The sequence below is a fragment of the Exiguobacterium sp. s143 genome (assembly GCF_018618895.1).
GTDB lineage: Bacteria > Bacillota > Bacilli > Exiguobacteriales > Exiguobacteriaceae > Exiguobacterium_A > Exiguobacterium_A abrahamii.
Genome location: NZ_JACSMX010000006.1, coordinates 23,708 through 41,731 on the forward strand (window position 1 = coordinate 23,708; position 18,024 = coordinate 41,731).

Annotated in this window: 16 protein-coding genes, 2 pseudogenes and 1 riboswitch; of the genes and pseudogenes, 14 read left to right on the forward strand and 4 right to left on the reverse strand. The window is 36.9% G+C overall.

Annotated elements, in window-relative coordinates:
- Positions 1-1,036 precede the first annotated feature (1,036 nt).
- Entirely contained in the window at positions 1,037-1,378 is a 342-nt protein-coding gene (locus tag KNQ03_RS15335) for a DUF3139 domain-containing protein (protein ID WP_214725433.1), read from the reverse strand.
- Positions 1,379-2,414: 1,036 nt separating this feature from the next.
- Between KNQ03_RS15335 and KNQ03_RS15340 the strand changes: the two genes are divergently transcribed.
- From KNQ03_RS15340 to KNQ03_RS15370, 7 genes are all read left to right on the forward strand, one after another.
- Complete coding sequence (locus KNQ03_RS15340) at positions 2,415-2,801, forward strand: GntR family transcriptional regulator (protein WP_214725435.1); 387 nt, start codon at positions 2,415-2,417, stop codon at positions 2,799-2,801.
- The gene (locus KNQ03_RS15345) at positions 2,794-3,474 is read left to right on the forward strand and encodes an ABC transporter ATP-binding protein (protein ID WP_214725436.1); all 681 of its coding nucleotides are present in this window, start codon (positions 2,794-2,796) and stop codon (positions 3,472-3,474) included. Before KNQ03_RS15340 ends, KNQ03_RS15345 begins: the two co-directional genes overlap by 8 nt.
- A complete protein-coding gene (locus KNQ03_RS15350) occupies positions 3,471-4,289 on the forward strand; it encodes a hypothetical protein (RefSeq protein WP_214725437.1) in 819 nt (272 codons plus the stop codon). The genes KNQ03_RS15345 and KNQ03_RS15350 overlap by 4 nt, the downstream gene beginning before the upstream one ends.
- Before the next feature lie 19 nt (positions 4,290-4,308).
- Positions 4,309-5,391, forward strand: coding sequence for a hypothetical protein (locus KNQ03_RS15355; RefSeq protein WP_214725438.1), 1,083 nt, complete (start codon positions 4,309-4,311; stop codon positions 5,389-5,391).
- A 106-nt stretch (positions 5,392-5,497) separates the two neighbouring features.
- Positions 5,498-5,598: riboswitch (TPP riboswitch) on the forward strand.
- A gap of 134 nt (positions 5,599-5,732) precedes the next feature.
- Positions 5,733-6,485, forward strand: a complete 753-nt coding sequence (locus KNQ03_RS15360; RefSeq protein ID WP_214725439.1) for a 3-oxoacyl-ACP reductase — start codon at positions 5,733-5,735, stop codon at positions 6,483-6,485.
- A 55-nt stretch (positions 6,486-6,540) separates the two neighbouring features.
- Positions 6,541-7,851 carry an LLM class flavin-dependent oxidoreductase gene (locus tag KNQ03_RS15365; protein WP_214725440.1) on the forward strand — a complete coding sequence of 437 codons (1,311 nt, stop codon included), beginning with the start codon at positions 6,541-6,543 and terminating at the stop codon, positions 7,849-7,851.
- A 494-nt stretch (positions 7,852-8,345) separates the two neighbouring features.
- The gene (locus tag KNQ03_RS15370) at positions 8,346-9,191 is read left to right on the forward strand and encodes an aldo/keto reductase (RefSeq protein WP_214725441.1); all 846 of its coding nucleotides are present in this window, start codon (positions 8,346-8,348) and stop codon (positions 9,189-9,191) included.
- Positions 9,192-9,243: 52 nt separating this feature from the next.
- On the opposite strand, the pseudogene KNQ03_RS15375 reads toward KNQ03_RS15370, so the two are convergent.
- A pseudogene (locus KNQ03_RS15375) lies at positions 9,244-9,577 on the reverse strand (winged helix-turn-helix transcriptional regulator).
- 610 nt (positions 9,578-10,187) lie between these two features.
- On the opposite strand from KNQ03_RS15375, the gene KNQ03_RS15380 reads away from it, so the two are divergent.
- Positions 10,188-11,123, forward strand: a complete 936-nt coding sequence (locus tag KNQ03_RS15380) for a DUF2382 domain-containing protein (RefSeq protein ID WP_214725443.1) — start codon at positions 10,188-10,190, stop codon at positions 11,121-11,123.
- Positions 11,124-11,227: 104 nt separating this feature from the next.
- Here the strand turns inward: KNQ03_RS15380 and KNQ03_RS15385 are convergent, their stop codons facing one another.
- Positions 11,228-11,959: a MurR/RpiR family transcriptional regulator gene (locus tag KNQ03_RS15385; RefSeq protein ID WP_058266015.1), complete on the reverse strand. Its 732-nt coding sequence runs from the start codon at positions 11,957-11,959 to the stop codon at positions 11,228-11,230.
- 189 nt (positions 11,960-12,148) lie between these two features.
- Between KNQ03_RS15385 and KNQ03_RS15390 the strand changes: the two genes are divergently transcribed.
- The 6 genes and pseudogenes from KNQ03_RS15390 (at position 12,149) to KNQ03_RS15410 (ending at position 17,193) form a co-directional block, all read left to right on the forward strand.
- On the forward strand, positions 12,149-13,477 hold the full coding sequence (locus KNQ03_RS15390) for a 6-phospho-beta-glucosidase (protein WP_214725445.1): 1,329 nt from the start codon (positions 12,149-12,151) through the stop codon (positions 13,475-13,477).
- A gap of 103 nt (positions 13,478-13,580) precedes the next feature.
- Positions 13,581-14,663: an MFS transporter gene (locus KNQ03_RS15395; protein ID WP_214725447.1), complete on the forward strand. Its 1,083-nt coding sequence runs from the start codon at positions 13,581-13,583 to the stop codon at positions 14,661-14,663.
- A gap of 459 nt (positions 14,664-15,122) precedes the next feature.
- Positions 15,123-15,443, forward strand: coding sequence for a hypothetical protein (locus tag KNQ03_RS15400; protein ID WP_214725449.1), 321 nt, complete (start codon positions 15,123-15,125; stop codon positions 15,441-15,443).
- Between the two features lie 3 nt (positions 15,444-15,446).
- A complete protein-coding gene (locus KNQ03_RS15405; protein WP_047392518.1) occupies positions 15,447-15,737 on the forward strand; it encodes a type II toxin-antitoxin system RelE family toxin in 291 nt (96 codons plus the stop codon).
- Between the two features lie 132 nt (positions 15,738-15,869).
- Positions 15,870-16,444: pseudogene (locus KNQ03_RS17310) on the forward strand (Pycsar system effector family protein).
- A complete protein-coding gene (locus tag KNQ03_RS15410) occupies positions 16,444-17,193 on the forward strand; it encodes an adenylate/guanylate cyclase domain-containing protein (RefSeq protein ID WP_214725451.1) in 750 nt (249 codons plus the stop codon). The pseudogene KNQ03_RS17310 and the gene KNQ03_RS15410 overlap by 1 nt, the downstream one beginning before the upstream one ends.
- Positions 17,194-17,302: 109 nt before the next feature.
- Here the strand turns inward: KNQ03_RS15410 and KNQ03_RS15415 are convergent, their stop codons facing one another.
- On the reverse strand, positions 17,303-17,857 hold the full coding sequence (locus KNQ03_RS15415) for a hypothetical protein (protein WP_214725453.1): 555 nt from the start codon (positions 17,855-17,857) through the stop codon (positions 17,303-17,305).
- Positions 17,858-18,024 lie beyond the last annotated feature (167 nt).

Below are 18,024 nucleotides of genomic sequence, written 5' to 3' on the forward strand. Positions count from 1 at the left end.
GAAATGACTAAAGTGATGTAAATAGAATAGAGCTATTATTTTCTTAACGAGAAGAATAGCTCTATTGCATATCATTAATTTTTAATTATGTTTTAAAAGGTAGTTAGTTGAGACAGCTATTAAGCTGACGTTTAGTAATCCTACTAATAAACAAAATCTTTGAACAGTATTTATTTCAATTAGTTTAGCGATCCAATACGCTGAATCCTCATTCGAAAATTCTATTTTTGAATCGAGCAAATAGGTTCCAAGGGATGGAGAAAGCAATTGAATTAATATAATGACTCCTAAAATAATCAGGTTAGAAATTAAAATGGTTTTAGCATTTTTCATATTAAGTTAGTCATCTCCAGTGGTTTAATATAGATTTTTTATTTTGAGTACTAAATAAAAAAATAAGAATCACTATCTATTCTAAAAACGACTAGAGTTCCTGATCGAACACAGTAGAAGGGATTGAGCGTTATATTTTAGTACACCACAAAAGAAAATGTGATGGAAAAGCTGAATTTAAATATTGAATTACGACTTGGATTCTTGCTCTAAAAGAGCAAGTGAGAACTCTAACAATCGGAAACGATTGAAACCCTTTATTTACTTATCCTTAAAAAGTAGAGTTTTTTCTCAGGACCTTAATTTTAATTTCCATGTAAATCAAACTAATGTTCGTCAATATGATTATCGTATTTGTCACCTGACTTGATAGCTCTAAGAATGATGAAAAAACAATCAGAACTATTGATAAAAGGAAAAACCTAACCATGTTTTATCTATTCGAAAATTGTTTGTCCATTAAGCGCCTCCCTAACCGAAGTAATCCTAACTTTAATTGTAAAAATATCAAGTATATTTCTCATGACTAATAGAGAGTAGGAATAAAAGTAAATTCTAAGATTGGTGTAGCGAATGATGTTTTTAGCTTAGCAAGTGACTTGAAGTTTCATTAAATATCTTTATTTAATAGTAAACTTTGATTTAGTGAAAGTATCATTTTTAATGATCTATATAATTGAACTTATTCTCTCTTTGAGAAAATTCAATTAGATGTAATGTATTTTCCTACTTTTTTATCAGCTATTTGTACTCCATCTTTGTAACCGACAACTTCAAAATGATTTGATCCAATTTGATGAATTTCATACTCATTATTAGGTTCATCTTTAAACGTAACTTTGGCAAAGTATTCAGCTGTTTTAGAGTCTCGTCGAATTTCTTTTTTCTGAACTTGTCTTTCATAGTTATGTTCTTTGAGATAGAAGTTGATGTTCTTTGTAGTCTCTTGTTTTTTATCGTAATAAAAGCTCTTATAGGCTGATGCCCCTATGATAACAATCCCTACAATCATAAGAATAGAAACGAACAAATATGCCTTTTTCATAATGATGCCCCCTCGAATCAATATAAGATTCTAGGTATTAATGCTAACATTAATATCCAGTTTGATTCATCAGTTACATTATAGAGATTATTTATTAGTACGTTTCAATGGAGGTAAAACCATATTCAATTATCATTACAAGGTGTAAGAAATCAGGGAAAGTATTCTATAAAGCGAAATCTATCGTTCAATTGTAAGTTGGTAATATCCTTTTTGAATTCGAGGAAATTTTAAGAGAAAAGTGTTACATTAATTATTGTTATATATATTGATTGGGGGTATTTCTTTGCGAAAAATCGGCTTTCTTTTTCTATTAGCTAGCTCTTCAAAGCTTTGGTTATCTATATACCTAACTGATTTTTATATGCTTAAGAAGTTAGATGTATATGGTAGTATTGGAGAAAATGGATTTTCAGCAGTTCCAAATCTTGTTTTGTGGATCATTGGGTTAGAGTTCGTGATTGGGATATTGTTGATTATCTCAGGTGAAAAATTATTTACTATGAAGAGAAAATAGACGACGGATATTTAATAAAAGTCATCACTTCCTTATGGATTTGATGACTTTTTCTGCAATTATACGCAAAATGACGATTTTTCTAATAAAAATTTTATACATTTCAACTTGAGATAAAGTAGATAGAAGGGTAATTTTTATAAACTATGGATTTCTTTTATAGAACGTCATTTTTGTCTCTTTTTTATCTTAGTGTTCTTTCTTAAGCCTATTTATTTTTCTATTACTGATACATAACTTATCAAAAAATTGTTTGCAATAAAATGATTCGAATATTCCATGGAATCTCTATTTTTTTAAATCCTTGAATGGCTCCATTCAAGGATTTTTTTATTTTTGATGCTAACACTCTGTTTATGAAGAATGTAAATCACTATGAATAACAGAAAGTAAATTATAGCCAATCATCCAATAATAAAAAAAGAGTAATAAAAAAGCATTGACTTATAACTGTACTGACCATATCATACAGTTGTAAAGTGTATTAGTGTTTTAATACAACATTCATTAAGAGAGGTGATGTTATTGCATTTTGATCAACGTACCCCGATTTATCTACAAGTACTTTATTGGTTTAAAAAACGTATTGTTATGGGCGAATTCAAAAGAGGGGAAAGTATCCCTTCGCGTCGCGCACTGGCAAATGAGCTTAAAATTCATCCGAATACCGCGCAAAAAGTGTATAAGGAACTGGAAGATCAACTGTTGATTATAACTGACCGTAACGTGCCGAGTAAGGTGACGCTGGACCAATCCATCATCGATCGAGCGCGAACAGAACTTCTCGAAAATGCAGTGAAGCAATTTGTGGATTCGATATATGCAATCCAAATTCCATTAGAAGAGGTCATCATTAATTTTGAGAAAGAATACAACATTCGAAAAAGGAGTGATTTAAATGCTTGAAGTCCGTGGATTACGAAAGTCATATGGTCGAAAAAAGAATGTGTTGAACGATGTATCGTTCACTGTCCCGTTAAATCAACTGACCTGTCTCATCGGATTGAATGGGGAAGGGAAGTCCACCATCTTGAAAGCAATCATGGGCTTAGTCCCAGTAGATGCTGGAACAATCAAAGTGGATGGGAAAACGACTCACGATAGCATCGCTTTCGTACCTGATCTTTCTACGATGCCTGGTTATATGAGCGTCGGAGAAGCCGTCGCCTATATGCGCGACTACTATCCGGATTGGGATCAACAAGTAGCAGAGGAACTGATGGGGTTCTTTAAACTGATGGCGACAGACCGCATCGCCAATTTATCGAAAGGGAATAAAGCAAAGGTTAATCTATTGATTGGATTTGCGATGAATCGACCTTACTTACTGCTCGATGAACCGTTGGCTGGGATTGATTTATTTACGAAAGAACAAATTGCGTGGATCTTCTCTAGTCACTATATGGAAGGGAAGGGCATCTTGATGACGACTCATGAGATTGCAGAAGTGGAACATCTCATCGACCGCGTTATTTTTCTTCAGAACGGGACCATCATACAGGAAGATGACTCGGAAGAGATGCGTGAGCTTTACGGGAAATCAGTACAGGATCGAATGAGGGAGGTTTATCAGACATGAAGAAATTCTTTATGCTATCAAACGAGGAAATCAAGCGAAGCTTCAAACTATACCTTTCGATATTGACGATGTTAGTGATTGTTGAACTCACATCGGTCGTATATCAGGTTCTTCATTATCAATCCAAGCTGGAGGATTTGATGAAAAAAGAGCGACTTACGGAAATGGAAGCTGTTGATCAACTGAATGGACCTTTGACGTTTGGCGATGCGACCAACTACTTCAAGTACATGATTGCCATCGGTATCATGTTCACGATTCTATATGCCTTTCAAATTTGGTACCGCGATTGGTATGGCGAGTCCAAGTACATCTACCGTTTATTGATGCTACCGGGTAAACGCATCACAATCCTCTTATCCAAACTGACAACAGTATTGGTATTTGTATGTGGTTTCATGGGCATCCAGTGGATCACGATTCTTCTAAGTCGTCGACTCTACGAATGGTTACTCCCGGAACATTTACAAGCAGCGTCCAAAATCATCGGGGAGTCAGCTGCGTTGAACATGCTCTATACCTTCAATGTGATCGATACATTCGTCATTCTAGCGCTCGCACTCTTCGTCATCACGATGGTCTTCTTGTTCGTCTTGACGGAGCGGTCCTATCAAAAAGGGAAAGCTTTGCTGACGATCGCAAAGGATGTAGCGCTCTTGATCGTACCATTCATTGCATTACGTTACTTATTTGATTTGACTAGCATTCTCATTCCTAATCAACAGGTATTCGTCTATCTTTCCTTTATTCTCATCTATTTTATATATATAAGTTGGAAATGTGTTCGACTACTGAACCATAAAGTATCTATTTAATCATTAGAAGGAGGAAGTCATGAGACGATATAAGGAAATGATCATCGTAGGAAGCATTGCTGGCGTCACCTTACTCAGTTATTTTGGTTACGCTGCAAGCATTAAAGGATCGGATTATGAAGTCGAGAGTATACGAAAAGAAAATGCAGAAGCTCTTAAAAAAGTAAACATCGAGATTGAAAATGGAGACATCAAGCCTACTCAATACAATATCCAATTGGACGGTCAAATTCATAGTGAGTCGCAGAACTATATCACAGGGTTGTTCAATAGCTATGCTGCAGACTTCCCTGCTGATTTCTATCGCTTTCTTTCTAAGGAAGACGTATTTACTAGTGAAATGGGCTCGCGAACATACGGAATTGAAGTAAAGGCATCTCAGTTGAACTATCATTCTTATGACAGAAGTACACAGAAACAGTTTAAAAAGACGCTTTCTCATCGTTTAACGGTACCGGATCGTGAAATGGCTGACATCCGTGTCTTCCATCAAGACGGCATGAACGTATACGTCCAACGGGATGATCATGGAGCAAAGGAAAAATCGACGGTGTTATTACTCAATCTTGCAAAAGGAAAAGTAGAGACGCTTCAATCCAAGCAACTTAAGACTAATCAAGAACGTCATTATGTGGCAGTGAACGACTATGGAATTGTCTATCGTGAAATCGCATATGATGCAGAAGGGGTAGAAAAAGATAGCGCTTATTATCTAGATAACGGCAAAGGCATCAAACGAATCAAAGCACTTGATACGTATGCCTCTGAAGGAAACTTTAATGCTGATGAAAATAGCCAATCACTGATCGCTTACGGTACGTTTGATTCAGAAAAAAGTAAAAGCATCAAATGGAGTACCTATGACTTTAAGACGAATCAAGTCAAGCAACATAAAGTGGAAGGGCAGCATGCTTACCGCTTCAATGGCTCCTATACGATGATTGCGCAGGGAAAGCTATACCATATCGCTAATATCAATGATTCGGATTTCCAAGTCACAGTAGTCGATACGAAAAATGAATCGATTTCGTATCAAGGAATCATCAAAGATAAAAATGCTAAAAAGAATCGTTTGGTACAGGATGTCACTGTATCGGAGTAATCGTGATGGACTCATGATTCACCTCGTTTACTCGCTTCTTAGAATACTAGAAATGAAGAATCATTGACAGGGGTTTTCAAGACCACTACAGTAAAGATAACTTAAATAGAATCACTAGGGGTGTTAATAAACTGAGATGAGTAGCTACTCAAACCCTTTGAACCTGAACTAGGTCGTACTAGCGTAGGGAAGTGTAAACTCTGATGAACAAGCGGAGACGATGATATCGTTCTTTGCTATGTGATTATTTAGACGTGCGCAACTTTCCTTTTGGAGAGTTGCGTTTTTTGTTTACTACTTCGCTATTTAAGTTGCAAAAATGGATGAGGGAGTGGACAAGAATGAGCAGAACAGTATTAGTGACAGGAAGTAGTCGAGGACTTGGGGCGACGATTGCAAGGGTGTTAGTACAAAACGGATTTAAAGTGGTGATCAATTACTTTAAAAGCAAGGATGCGGCAGAACAACTTGTGAGCGAACTGGGAGTAGAGAATGCAATTGCCTTGTATGCAGATGTCACGAAGCGGGAAGATGTCGAGAGCATGATGCAATCCGCAACAGCACATTATGGTCAAATCGATGTTGTCGTGAATAATGCGTTAGTAGACTTCAAATTTGATCCGGTTGCGCAAAAATCGTTTATCGATTTAGAGTGGGAAGATTATCAAAATCAACTGGATGGAACACTTAAAGCAGCGTTTCACATCATTCAAAGTATTTTGCCACAATTTATAGAACGACATAGCGGTAGTATCATCAGCATTGGAACAAACCTCTATCAAAACCCAGTCGTTCCTTATCATGAATACACAACAGCAAAAGCAGGCTTAATAGGATTTACTCGCAATCTGGCCGCAGAACTAGGTCAATATGGCATAAACGTGAATCTCGTCTCCGGTGGATTGTTGAAAGTAACAGATGCGAGTGCTGTGACAACCGCTGAAGTATTCGACTTAATTGCCCAATCGACCCCATTGAAAAGAGTGACGAGTCCAGAAGAAGTAGCGCAAATGGTCGCCTTCCTGGCATCAGAAGCAGCATCTGGGATTACGGGTCAAAACGTAACGGTCGATGGTGGGTTAACGATGAATTGAAGCGGGCGTTTTAAAAGATTCTCAGCTTGTCAGAGAAGGGATTCGTGAACAGCAGATGACGAATAAAAATCAGTTAAATATCGGCGTTTTGTTATATGGATGTGGTCATCATCAAGCCGCATGGTTAATGCCTGATTCCGCGATTAAAGAGATCGGAGAGAGCCGCTATTATCAGCGTTTGGCTCAAATAGCGGAAGCTGGATGTTTGGATGCAGTATTTTTTGCGGACAATCAATCCTTTCCGGCTAATAATCCAACTGATTTACCTGCCTTTTGGTTGGACCCTTTAGTCAATTTAACGGCTATTTCTCAAGTGACCGACCATATCGGGTTAGTCTCCACGATATCGAGTACGTTCTCCAATCCATATACAGCAGCCAGGCAACTCCTAAGTCTCGAACATGTGACGAAGGGACGAGTAGGCTGGAACCTAGTGACGTCGATGACAGATTGGGAAGCGTTAAACCACGGGATGAAGACACTACCTCCGAGGAATGAACGGTACAACAAGGCGGAAGAATTTGCGAGTTTGATGGAAAAGCTATTTTTATCGTGGGACCAAGCGGCTTTTCTCGCAGATCGATCAACTAATCGATTGATTGTCCCTGAACGGATACAGGCTATCGATCATTCTGGAACCTATTTTAGGGTAAAAGGTCCTTTGTCTACGCCGCGTAGTCCCCAAGGAAAGCCAGTAGCGATGCAAGCGGGGGCTTCTGAACAAGGGATTGCCCTTGCAGCAAAACATGCGGACGCCGTGTATTCTGTGTCATGGAATTTTAGACAAGCGAAAGTGTTTCGTGAAAAACTGCAGAGACAAATTGAACAAACTAATTCACCAAATCGTAAGATTAAGATATACCCAGGCTTAGTGACCTATGTTGGAAAAACGCGAGAAGAGGCACTGGCAAAAAAAGCAGAACTTGATGAAAAATTACCGATTGAAAATGCGTTAAACCAATTGAGTTTCTTTTTGCAGCAGGACTGCTCCACATGGGATTTCGAAGCAAAAATTCCGATCTTACCATCAATTGAAGAATTTTCAGGTCCCATTGGACGCTATCAAACGATTTTAGAGATCATCGATGATTCAGATCCGACGCTAAAAGAACTGTTAGGCTATTTAGCAGCCGGAGGGGGACATCTGACATTGATTGGTACTCCGGAAGAAATTGTGGATCAGATGGAATTTTGGTTTAACGAGGGAGTGGCAGATGGCTTCAACTTGATGCCACCGTCACTACCGTCAAGTTTAGAAGATTTTGTAGACATGATTGTTCCTGAGTTACAAAGAAGAGGATTATTTAAAGACACCTACAAAGGAACGACACTTCGAGAACATCTAGGTTTAACAAAAGTCGAGTAACCTTTAAAACATATTATTTTGATAAAGAAAGTAGCGGTAAACTCTTCAACATACTAAAGCTTTATGTAGCATAGGCTGGTTTTAACATTTGTACAAACAAACCACTTTTAAGAACTTGCATTATTTCTGATTTAAAATGTGGATCATATTTGTAGAGGATCAACATCTGGTTACTTTTAGAGTACCTGTGTTGATCCTCTTTTTATTTAATTAAAAAAATGAATGAGATGACGCTATACAAAAGGCTATTCATAAAGTTGGCATAATTAATAAATCCATATCCGGTGACTCAACCCTTGTAAATTTAGACCTCTAAGACAATGAAAAGACATTCTCAAAGTAACCACTATTAATTTTATTGGATTCATCCTTGGTACACAATAATAGTTACCTTAAGGTTTCTATGAAACAAAAAAGTGCGTACTGTTATTTCGATTTAGAAAGAATAATACTAAATAGGCAAGTAAGACAAACACATAAGTGGAGGAGTAAATATGATTAAACATTTACAAGATACAATCGAGTTGAACAACGGACTAAAAATGCCCGGTATGGGTCTAGGCGTTTTTCAAGTGGCGAATGATGCTACTGCTGAAATGGTAAAAGAGGCTATTGAAGTGGGGTATCGAAGTATCGATACTGCCTCTATCTATGGCAACGAATCAGGTGTAGGGATGGGAATCAAACAAGCCCTCGCATCTACTGATTTACAGCGTGAAGATTTGTTCATTACATCAAAAGTGTGGAATGATGGACTAAATTATGATGAAACTAAGAGAGCTTATGAAGAGAGTCTAAACGAACTCGGACTAGATTATTTAGATCTTTACTTGATTCATTGGCCAGGGAAAGATAAATATACTGAATCTTGGAGAGCGCTCGAGGATCTATACATTGAAGGTAAAATTAAAGCCATCGGGGTATGTAACTTTAACACAGGACATTTAAAAGATTTATTGTCTTTTGCGCGGATTAAACCAGTCTTGAATCAAGTTGAATTTCATCCACGATTGCAACAAGAAAATCTTCGGGACTTTTGTGCAACGCACCATATTCAACTCGAAGCCTGGGCTCCTCTAATGCAAGGAGGACTTCTGAAGAATGAAACCCTCTCAAAAATAGCATCAAACCATGGAAAAACAATTGCACAAGTTGTTTTGAAATGGGATATTCAAAACGGAGTAATTACAATTCCAAAATCGGTACGTAAAGAACGCATGAAGCAAAACGCGGATATTTTTGATTTCAATCTAACAGATGAAGAAATGATGACGATCAATAAATTAAATCTTGATCAACGCGTTGGACCCAATCCAGATGAATATGATTTTACTCTGTAAATAGCAAAAAAGTATAGAGAGGCTGACGCATTGAGTCGGTCTCTCTTTTTTATTATAGAAATTGTTGCAATGCGATATCCTCATCCCGTTGATTTAAAATGACATCTCCACCTTTATCTTGTAACACTTCAATGTGACTTTCACCCCAAGTGCAGAGCATATTCAGAACTGGTTCCATTTTCTCCCCATATGGTGTCAATGAATACTCTACTCGAGGAGGAACTTGATTAAAAACTTGCTGATGGATTAATCCAGATTGTTCTAGTTCACGCAATTTACTTGTAAGCATCTTTTGCGAAGTAGCAGGAATCAATCGTCGAAATTCACTTGTACGAATTTGACCATGCAAGAGTAGCTTCAACACCAATATTATATACTTTTTGCATAACACTCTCCTTTAATACTTAAAAGTAACTAATAGTATTCTATTAGTCGTTTAGGCATATACACGTACTAGTATACCGCGTACGAAAATCAAATCAATATTCAAGGATGGAGTTGTCTTAGTTCGAAAATTGAATAATGAATCTTGGTTGAAGGAAGAGTTTTTGTTGTTTCTAGCGATCGAGGATTTAGTAATTACATGAATCAAGAAGAAAAAACAGTTCATAAAAGATAGGTAAGTAAATAGAAGTCTAATGCATTAAATCATGAATCAGACCTGAGACAAAATGATAATGAAGCTCTACTCCTGAGAATATGAATAAAGAAAAAAAGATAAGTAGTGCTTAATTGATGCTTAAAAGGAAGAATTTTTTTGCATCCATACCTTATAAAATTCATAAAATCACCTAGTGTCAAAGGCGATCTTATAAGAAAAACAGTTACAAAGAGAGTTAAAAACCCTTTAAAAGATGTAAAAATCGTTCATGTTTAAGGTGAAAAAAAGTAGGGGAAATTTAAAAAGTAGGAGAAATTTGAGATGTTGGACTGTAGTATTGTTTTTTACCAGCAGATGATCAGTTTCCGTAGAATGTATTAAAAGGAGGAAGAAAAATGAGTAAAAAAGAGAACACATTTATCCAAGTATTTAATACCCAGGCGGAAGTTCTAAGTAAAGTAAACGAATTAAAAGCGCAAGGATATGACGAAAGAGACATGTATGTCGTAGCTCAAGATAAACATTCCTTCTCTATGGTTGAGAATCAAACAAACGTTAATGTGGAAACTGCTGGCGAACAGCAAAACCAAGGATTTATGGGGAAATTCATGGCTGCATTTTCAGATGATTCTTCTACGGAAGCCTTCAGAGGAATGGGATTAACACATGATGAATCAGAAGAATACCGTCGTCAAGTAGAGAATGGGAAATTAGTTTTATATGTAGATAGCGATTATGGTGATTCTTACGAGAAACACAATCAAAGTTTTAATCAGTTCACTGGAGAAGATGAAAATCAATATGATCGTACTGGGGTAGAATCAAATCGAGATCATAATGATCATCTTGCAGATGTAAACCGGACCCAAGGATATGACCATAATTCAGGGACGGATCGATCGGGTGTTACTGGAATGAATAGTGACACAGAGGAAGAACGTCTTCGCTTGCATGAGGAGCGATTGAATGTAGATAAAGAGAGAGTACAAACAGGAGAAGTAAATGTCAGCAAACATGTAGTTGAAGATGAACAATCGATTGAAGTACCAGTTGAGCGTGAAGAGGTTTATGTTGAGCGGCGTAAAGTTGATCAAAATACGTCAGGAACAGAAGCATTCGTCGATGAAAACGACTCCATTCACGTACCACTTTCAGAAGAACGAGTAGTCGTCTCAAAAGAAGATGTGGTTTCTGAAGAAATCGTCGTCGGAAAGCGAAAAGTGCGAGATACAGAAACAGTTTCTGAAACAGTACGACGTGAGGAAGCAGATATTGACGAAGGAACTGATACTAGATCAGATTTAGATCGGGACGACAATAAACGTCTTTAATAGAATAAACAAAAGGAGGTAGCTAATCAGCTACCTCCTTTTGTTGAGAACGTGATAACAAGTATAGCATATTTAAATTGTATAACTAGCTAATCTCATAAAACTTAATTCTGCGTACTATTTATGCTATATATGCGACGCGCTAGTTCCTCTACTATAAAAACCACTGGAATTTGTGTCGTAATATTGCTTTCTTGAAAAAATTCTTCGGTCACGTAATATGAGATATTCATATCTGATACTTTAGCGATAGAAGATTGCTCATTGTTTGTAATACTTAAAACCTTTCCACCATTTTCTTTGAGTTTATGAATATGGGACAAGATAAATGAGTTTTCTCCGGAAACAGATAAAGCAATTATAATGCTGTTACTAAGATTGGCGTGTACAGGGGTATACCAATCTTTTAAGTATATCGAAAACTTACCAAGACCTGAAAAGTATCGGGCGCCGTACTCTGCTAAAGTGCCCGAATTGCCAATCCCAATAAAGTAAATACTAGTAGCCGAGTTAATCAGGTTTGCTGCGTCTTCTAGTTTAGAAGTGAAGGCTTTATTTTGAGTCCGTTCAAAAAACTCCGCTAAGATGTATTGTCCGCTTTTGATTTGTATGTCACTCTTTTTATCAAGCAAAAACTTCAGCTTTACCTTAAACTCCGAAAAGCCCTCGCATTTTAGTTTTCTGCAAAACCGCATGATTGTGGAAGTAGATACATGAGTTTTATCCGCAAGATCGCGGATGCGCATGTAGACAACTTGTTCTTTATTCTGTATCACATACTTATAGAGTCTCATTTCAAGATCATTGAAGGTCGAAATCACTTCGTTTGTAAACAAATGCGTATCCTCCTTTACACACACTTACTTTATAGTTAGTGTACGATAAAATTAAAACACAGTGTTACTTGCATGAAACAAATGCCTTTCCACGGTAAATCGGTCAAACATGTTCAAACCCCTATCGCATCTTTTTTTCTTCTGTAAAGTTAAAGGTGCAAAGTAGAAAAATCATAGGAGGGGTTATGCATGAGTGAAGGTCTTAAGATCGTAACGATTGGTGGAGGTTCAAGCTACACACCCGAATTGGTAGAAGGTTTTATTAAAAGATATGAGGAACTTCCAGTAAAGGAGCTATGGCTGGTTGATATAGAGGAAGGAAAAGGGAAGCTCGAGATTGTCGGAAATCTAGCAAAAAGAATGATTGAAAAAGCAGGACTTTCGATTGAGATCCATCTCACACTCGACAGAAAAGCAGCCCTGAAGGATGCGGATTTTGTTACCACCCAATTCCGTGTAGGATTGCTGGAGGCTCGTGCCAAAGACGAAAGAATACCTTTAAGTCATGGTGTGTTGGGTCAAGAAACCAATGGACCGGGTGGACTTCTTAAGGGACTGCGTACAATTCCGGTCATTTTGGACATTGTTAAAGATATTCAAGAGCAATGTCCGGATGCATGGCTGATCAACTTCACAAACCCTGCAGGCATGGTGACGGAAGCGGTTCTCAGATATACTACCCATAAAAAGGTTGTCGGCTTATGTAATGTTCCGATTGGAATCGAAATGGGCGTGGCTAAGTTATTGGGTGTGGATCCTTCCCGCATTCGTATCGATTTTGCTGGATTGAACCATATGGTATACGGATTGGATGTCTACTTGGATGGGACTAGCGTCAAAAAACATGTGATCGAGCTTCTGACATCGCCGGAAAACAACAGCTTCGTCAAAAACGTAGAAGGGCAGGGTTGGGAGCCAGAATTTATCCGCTCTTTAAACGTCCTGACTTGTCCATATCATCTTTACTATTATAAAAAGGACGAAATGCTGCAAAAAGAGCTGAAGAATTTTAAAGAAGGAACAACTAGAGCTGAGGTCGTGAAAAAACTTGAAGAGGAATTGTTTGAACTGTACAAGGATCCGAATCTGACGACTAAACCACTGCAATTGGAAGAGCGGGGTGGAGCCTATTACAGTGACGCAGCAGTTCGATTGATAGCTTCCATTTATAACGATAAACGAGATATCCAACCTGTTAACACGATCAATAACGGAGCAATCGCCAGCATTCCAAACGACTCTGCTGTCGAAGTCAGTTGCATTATCACAAAAGAAGGACCGAAACCGATCATTAATGGAGATCTACCGGTTGCGGTAAGAGGTCTCGTTCAGCAAATTAAGTCATTCGAACGGATAGGGGCGGAAGCAGCAGTTACAGGAAACTATGATACTGCTCTACTCGCCATGACGATTAATCCACTGGTCCCTTCCGATAAAGTAGCAAAAGTCATTTTAGATGAAATGTTAGAAGCGCACAAAGAACATTTGCCGCAATTTGAGCAAACAGTACAAGCATAAATTCGAGGAAAGATTAGAGAACGGTAATGACATATTATTAAAGTAGGCAACGATATGTGTTGCCTACTTTTTTTTAATTTTTTCCTAAATCCTAATATACTTTTTGCTGTGTTCGACCATATTAACCTATATACAAAATGAATTCAACTCTTCGAATACAATGATGGGATTTATAGCCGGGATATTCATAGTGGGGGCATTGATAGGAAGAATCGTTACAGGATTTGTCCAGATCACTAAAAAGGTATTTATCGTGAGTATGGTCATCTATTTAATGACCATCCTTCTTTATTTCATTCAAATAAACGAAAGTATGTTGATCGCCGTTCGACTTTTGAACGGTTTAATGACAGGGATTACAACCACCATCGTCGGAACGATCATAGCATTGGTCGTACCAAAAGATCGTCGAAGTGAAGGGATCAGCTACTTCGCCTTAAGCACCGCCTTAGCTACAGGATTCGGACCGTTCCTTGGTATTTCTGTCACTCAAGGTGCTAACTACATGAACATCTTCTATATCAGCTTACTTTTTGCGGTTCTCAGTGTAATAGTGTTATTAGGGATCCATGTTCCGTCTATAAAAAATGAGAAAAGCTTTTCAATAAAAAACTTACTCGACAAAGATGCATTACCAATAGCGTTCATCATCTTTTTAAGTGCTTTCTCATTTTCGGGAGTTGTCACGTATATTAACCTATATGCGAATGAGATCAATCTTGTGACAGCGGCGAGTTATTTCTTTATCATCTATACAGTTTCAGTAATCGCTTCAAGACCTTTCACAGGAAAAATTGCCGACCTTCATGGCGCTAATGTCATCATGTATCCAGCTTTAATCCTATTCTTATTAGGTCTAGCGATGTTGAGCCTTAGTAGCAGTGGTTGGATGATTTTATTAGCAGGATTGTTTGTAGGACTAGGTTTTGGCAATATCTCCTCAATCACTCAGGCGATTGCAGTGAGCTCGGCCAAAGCTCAAAACGTAGGTCTAGCTATGTCCACATTCATGATCTTTATGGATCTAGGTAATGGTCTTGGTCCTTATGGGTTAGGCTTCGTTATTCCAATACTAGGATATTCGAACATGTATGCATTCCTAGCGATTTTGATGGCGTTCACTCTCATACTCTACTATTTCCTACATGGTCGTAAGTCTAAAAAGCAACCAAAGAGCTCCAGTTAAAAGGAGAAAACGATTAAGAATGGCTTGAAAAGTATGTTTTAGTAACAGGTATGTTTCTTGTAACCACAAGAGACATACCTTTTTTTATCTAGATTGAATATGAGGAATGTATATAAGTACTTAAAAACTCTACGAATTCCATTTATATGCCCAAGATCATTTTAATGATTAACCATCGTTCTCGATCGTTACTTTCCAGATAAAGTGTTCTCAGTATTACTTACTGGACTAGTAGCCTTGGTGACATTTCTTCATCATTTATTATGAGCACTATACTATTCTATAAACCTTGTTCATTGATAATAAAAGGACTATTTTGTCCTTCTATATATTACTGCTAGAATATAAATCTGTACTTGTAAAGTTGTATAGATTACTAAAATTACATTGGTACTTTTAAAAGTCTTTTAAAAGACTTTTAAAAGGTGTATGATAGAGTAAATAGAAGGAGGGAACGAAATGGGGATGAGAATACTCGATATTCCAACCACTTCAATATCCGATGTGAAACGGTCACCGATGGAAGCGTTCCAAAGAGCAGATCGTGAAGCAGCCGGCGTTTATGTCTTTAACCGTGAGAAAGTTGCGGGCGTCATGCTCACTCAGCAACAATATGAGTCGCTCAACAAAGAAATTGAAGAATTGTACAGTCGATTGGACGATTTGACAGTTGAGATGCGACTATCCAATAAAAATGTCCGCACCTATACTGATTCAGAAGTCCGTGGAGAACAAGGAACTCATCCAACGACTATTGATGAAATGGATGGGTGGGAGTAATCATTGTATCAGCTTGAGTGGACGCAGTATTCCAAAGAAGATTACGATAACCTCGACGGTAGCCAAAAGATATTCGTAGACAAAGCATTGAACCGAATCATTTCTGTAGGAATGGCAGCAGGACAGCCACTTAGTGGAAACTTGTCTCATTGTAATAAGTTGAAAAACAGAAAAATGGGGTTACGTGTTGTCTTTAGAGAAGCAGAAGGTAAGCTCCAAATCATTCAGATTGTTGCGATTGGAAAAAGGGATAAAGATGAGATTTACAAAATCGCTGAAAAACGTTTAGATTAAATTTTTGGAGAGGATCAACGCATCGTTACTTTTACAGTATCAACACGTTGATCCTTTTTTGGCCGAGAAAAGAATAGATTGAAGAGCGCGACTAGAGAAATAATAACTCAAAGAATCAATGGAGGGAATCACTTGAATGAATTAAAAAAACTAAACAAAGAAGATTTAACGCAACGGTTAGACAGGCATTTAGACTGGATTAAAAGTTGCGATACAAAAGCATCAATCGTCATTGCAGGTGTAGGAGTGTTTCTAAGCATATTTATCGCAGAGCATTCCATATCTATATTAAATCAAATTCTGTCTAAAACACTACAGAACATAAACTTTAGCAATTTTATATACTTGGCTGCTTTTCTGTATTGTTGGGGGCTGTTTGCCTACGGCGCATATTGTTTAATAAGAGTTCTAATACCAATGATGAAAAGCGATTTATTGCTATTTAAAGAAGGAACTCGGGAGGATTCGTTATATTATTTCGAGTCAGCAGACGATAAAAAATATTTCGAATTTAGAAAAAAATGCTTGAAGAGACTGAGGAAGAGGAGGTTGAGGACCTATTATCTCAAGTATACATAAATGCGAAAATATGTTCTTCTAAGTACAAATTTTATAAAAAAGGAATCCGCCATACGTTCATTGGCATTGCAGGCATACTCATACTCTATGTAATTGGCATAATAATGTTGAAACTAGGAGGAATCTAATGCTGAACTTTACGGACTATGATTACAAAAATAGAAAAAAAGAAGTTGAAGACATTTTAGATAATACAGATGAAGTAAATGAAGTAACGAGATTTCCAAGAAATGAAGACTTCACCTATACAAATGGGTACAAAGCCTGGGCATCCGCTATTTTTGTAGATTTAAGAGATTCTACAACTCTATTTTCTGAACACGATGATGTAGAAATTTCTAAAGTGATTAGAGGATTCACTTCTGAAATTATTGAAATCTTAAAAAAAGGCACAGATAAAGAGGATTTAAAGGAAATTGGGATCAGGGGGGACTGTGTATATGCAATTTACTCAACACCCTTTCGCCAAGATACAATCGATATAGCTGAAAGAGCTTTTTATATCAACACATACCTTAAAATGTTGAACAAGTTGCTAAGTGAAAGAGAACTTCCAACAATTAGAGCGGGTATTGGTTTGAATATAGGTTATACTCTTACTGTTAAAGCAGGTCGGAAAAATTCTGGGATTAATAATATGGTTTGGATTGGGGAATCTGTGTCAGTGGCCTCAAAACTCGCAGACCTAGGCAACAAAAATGGTGTCGATCCAATTGTTTTATCTTCTGTTTTTTATTCTAATTACATAAAAGAAACGGGGAGCACTGAAGAAGCATACTGGAAGAGCGGATACGACTCAAATCATGGTACATATTATCACGCTAACCTAGTAAAGAGTGATTTCAATACTTGGATTGATAGTGGAATGAAAGAATAGCGAAAAAACGGAAAAGGGAGGAAACGCTAAAAGAGCGTTCCTTCCCTTTTTTATGAGCCAATCATTCTCGAACAGAATAGTCGTATAAAAGCTATTGGCATTATAGGTCTCAACTGAATAATTTCTGATAAAAGCTTTGTGAAGGAAGTGAAACTATTTCTTGTGTAAGAGGTAATTTAATTAAATCTTCGATCCTTACTAGATATATTTGATTCTTTAGGTTATTTAAGTTTGCGTGGGCATCTTTAGAACAAATACACGTTTCATGGTTTAACATTTTTAAAATGTATACCTCTCCTAGACCTTCCAAAAAAACTTTATACATAGTTTTATTTTTAACTAAAAGATTGGCTAAAAAATTACTGTACAAAATTAGAAGAATCCAAGCAATGAAAAAGATACTCATGGCTATAAGTATAATTTTTGTCTTATCTATAGATTCATAATTTAATTTAAATACAAATACTATCCATAATACATAAATGAAAGTTGCTAAGTAGGTTATAGAAAAAGCTAGTTCGCCCATCTTTAAGTAACGCTTCTTTAATATCTGATCATGAGTTAAAAAAATACTTTCGAAGTTAGTTTTTGATAAAAGAGACATTCCGGAAATGATTACTGCTGGTAATGAAATAATTAAAGCAATTATTGCTGATAATTTCATACAAGTTCTTCCTTTCAATTTTATACATTAATTTACGCAGATGATAAGACTTAGTTTCCTTAATTTCGAGAAGGTGAAGATGTTATATAAAACGGTCGTTTTATATACATCATAGTCTAGATATTAAAGTCATTGTAGTTGTATATTTCAAATTATAGTATGAGGAT

What these genes read in the sequence shown, in the direction of transcription:
- KNQ03_RS15360 (WP_214725439.1), top strand. Translation starts at nt 5,733, where the DNA reads ATGAGCAGAACAGTATTAGTGACAGGAAGTAGTCGAGGACTTGGGGCG.
- KNQ03_RS15350 (WP_214725437.1), top strand. Translation starts at nt 3,471, where the DNA reads ATGAAGAAATTCTTTATGCTATCAAACGAGGAAATCAAGCGAAGCTTC.
- KNQ03_RS15400 (WP_214725449.1), top strand. Translation starts at nt 15,123, where the DNA reads ATGGGGATGAGAATACTCGATATTCCAACCACTTCAATATCCGATGTG.
- KNQ03_RS15340 (WP_214725435.1), top strand. Translation starts at nt 2,415, where the DNA reads ATGTTATTGCATTTTGATCAACGTACCCCGATTTATCTACAAGTACTT.
- KNQ03_RS15370 (WP_214725441.1), top strand. Translation starts at nt 8,346, where the DNA reads ATGATTAAACATTTACAAGATACAATCGAGTTGAACAACGGACTAAAA.
- KNQ03_RS15410 (WP_214725451.1), top strand. Translation starts at nt 16,444, where the DNA reads ATGCTGAACTTTACGGACTATGATTACAAAAATAGAAAAAAAGAAGTT.
- KNQ03_RS15390 (WP_214725445.1), top strand. Translation starts at nt 12,149, where the DNA reads ATGAGTGAAGGTCTTAAGATCGTAACGATTGGTGGAGGTTCAAGCTAC.
- KNQ03_RS15415 (WP_214725453.1), bottom strand. Translation starts at nt 17,857, where the DNA reads ATGAAATTATCAGCAATAATTGCTTTAATTATTTCATTACCAGCAGTA.
- KNQ03_RS15335 (WP_214725433.1), bottom strand. Translation starts at nt 1,378, where the DNA reads ATGAAAAAGGCATATTTGTTCGTTTCTATTCTTATGATTGTAGGGATT.
- KNQ03_RS15380 (WP_214725443.1), top strand. Translation starts at nt 10,188, where the DNA reads ATGAGTAAAAAAGAGAACACATTTATCCAAGTATTTAATACCCAGGCG.
- KNQ03_RS15355 (WP_214725438.1), top strand. Translation starts at nt 4,309, where the DNA reads ATGAGACGATATAAGGAAATGATCATCGTAGGAAGCATTGCTGGCGTC.
- KNQ03_RS15365 (WP_214725440.1), top strand. Translation starts at nt 6,541, where the DNA reads ATGACGAATAAAAATCAGTTAAATATCGGCGTTTTGTTATATGGATGT.
- KNQ03_RS15345 (WP_214725436.1), top strand. Translation starts at nt 2,794, where the DNA reads ATGCTTGAAGTCCGTGGATTACGAAAGTCATATGGTCGAAAAAAGAAT.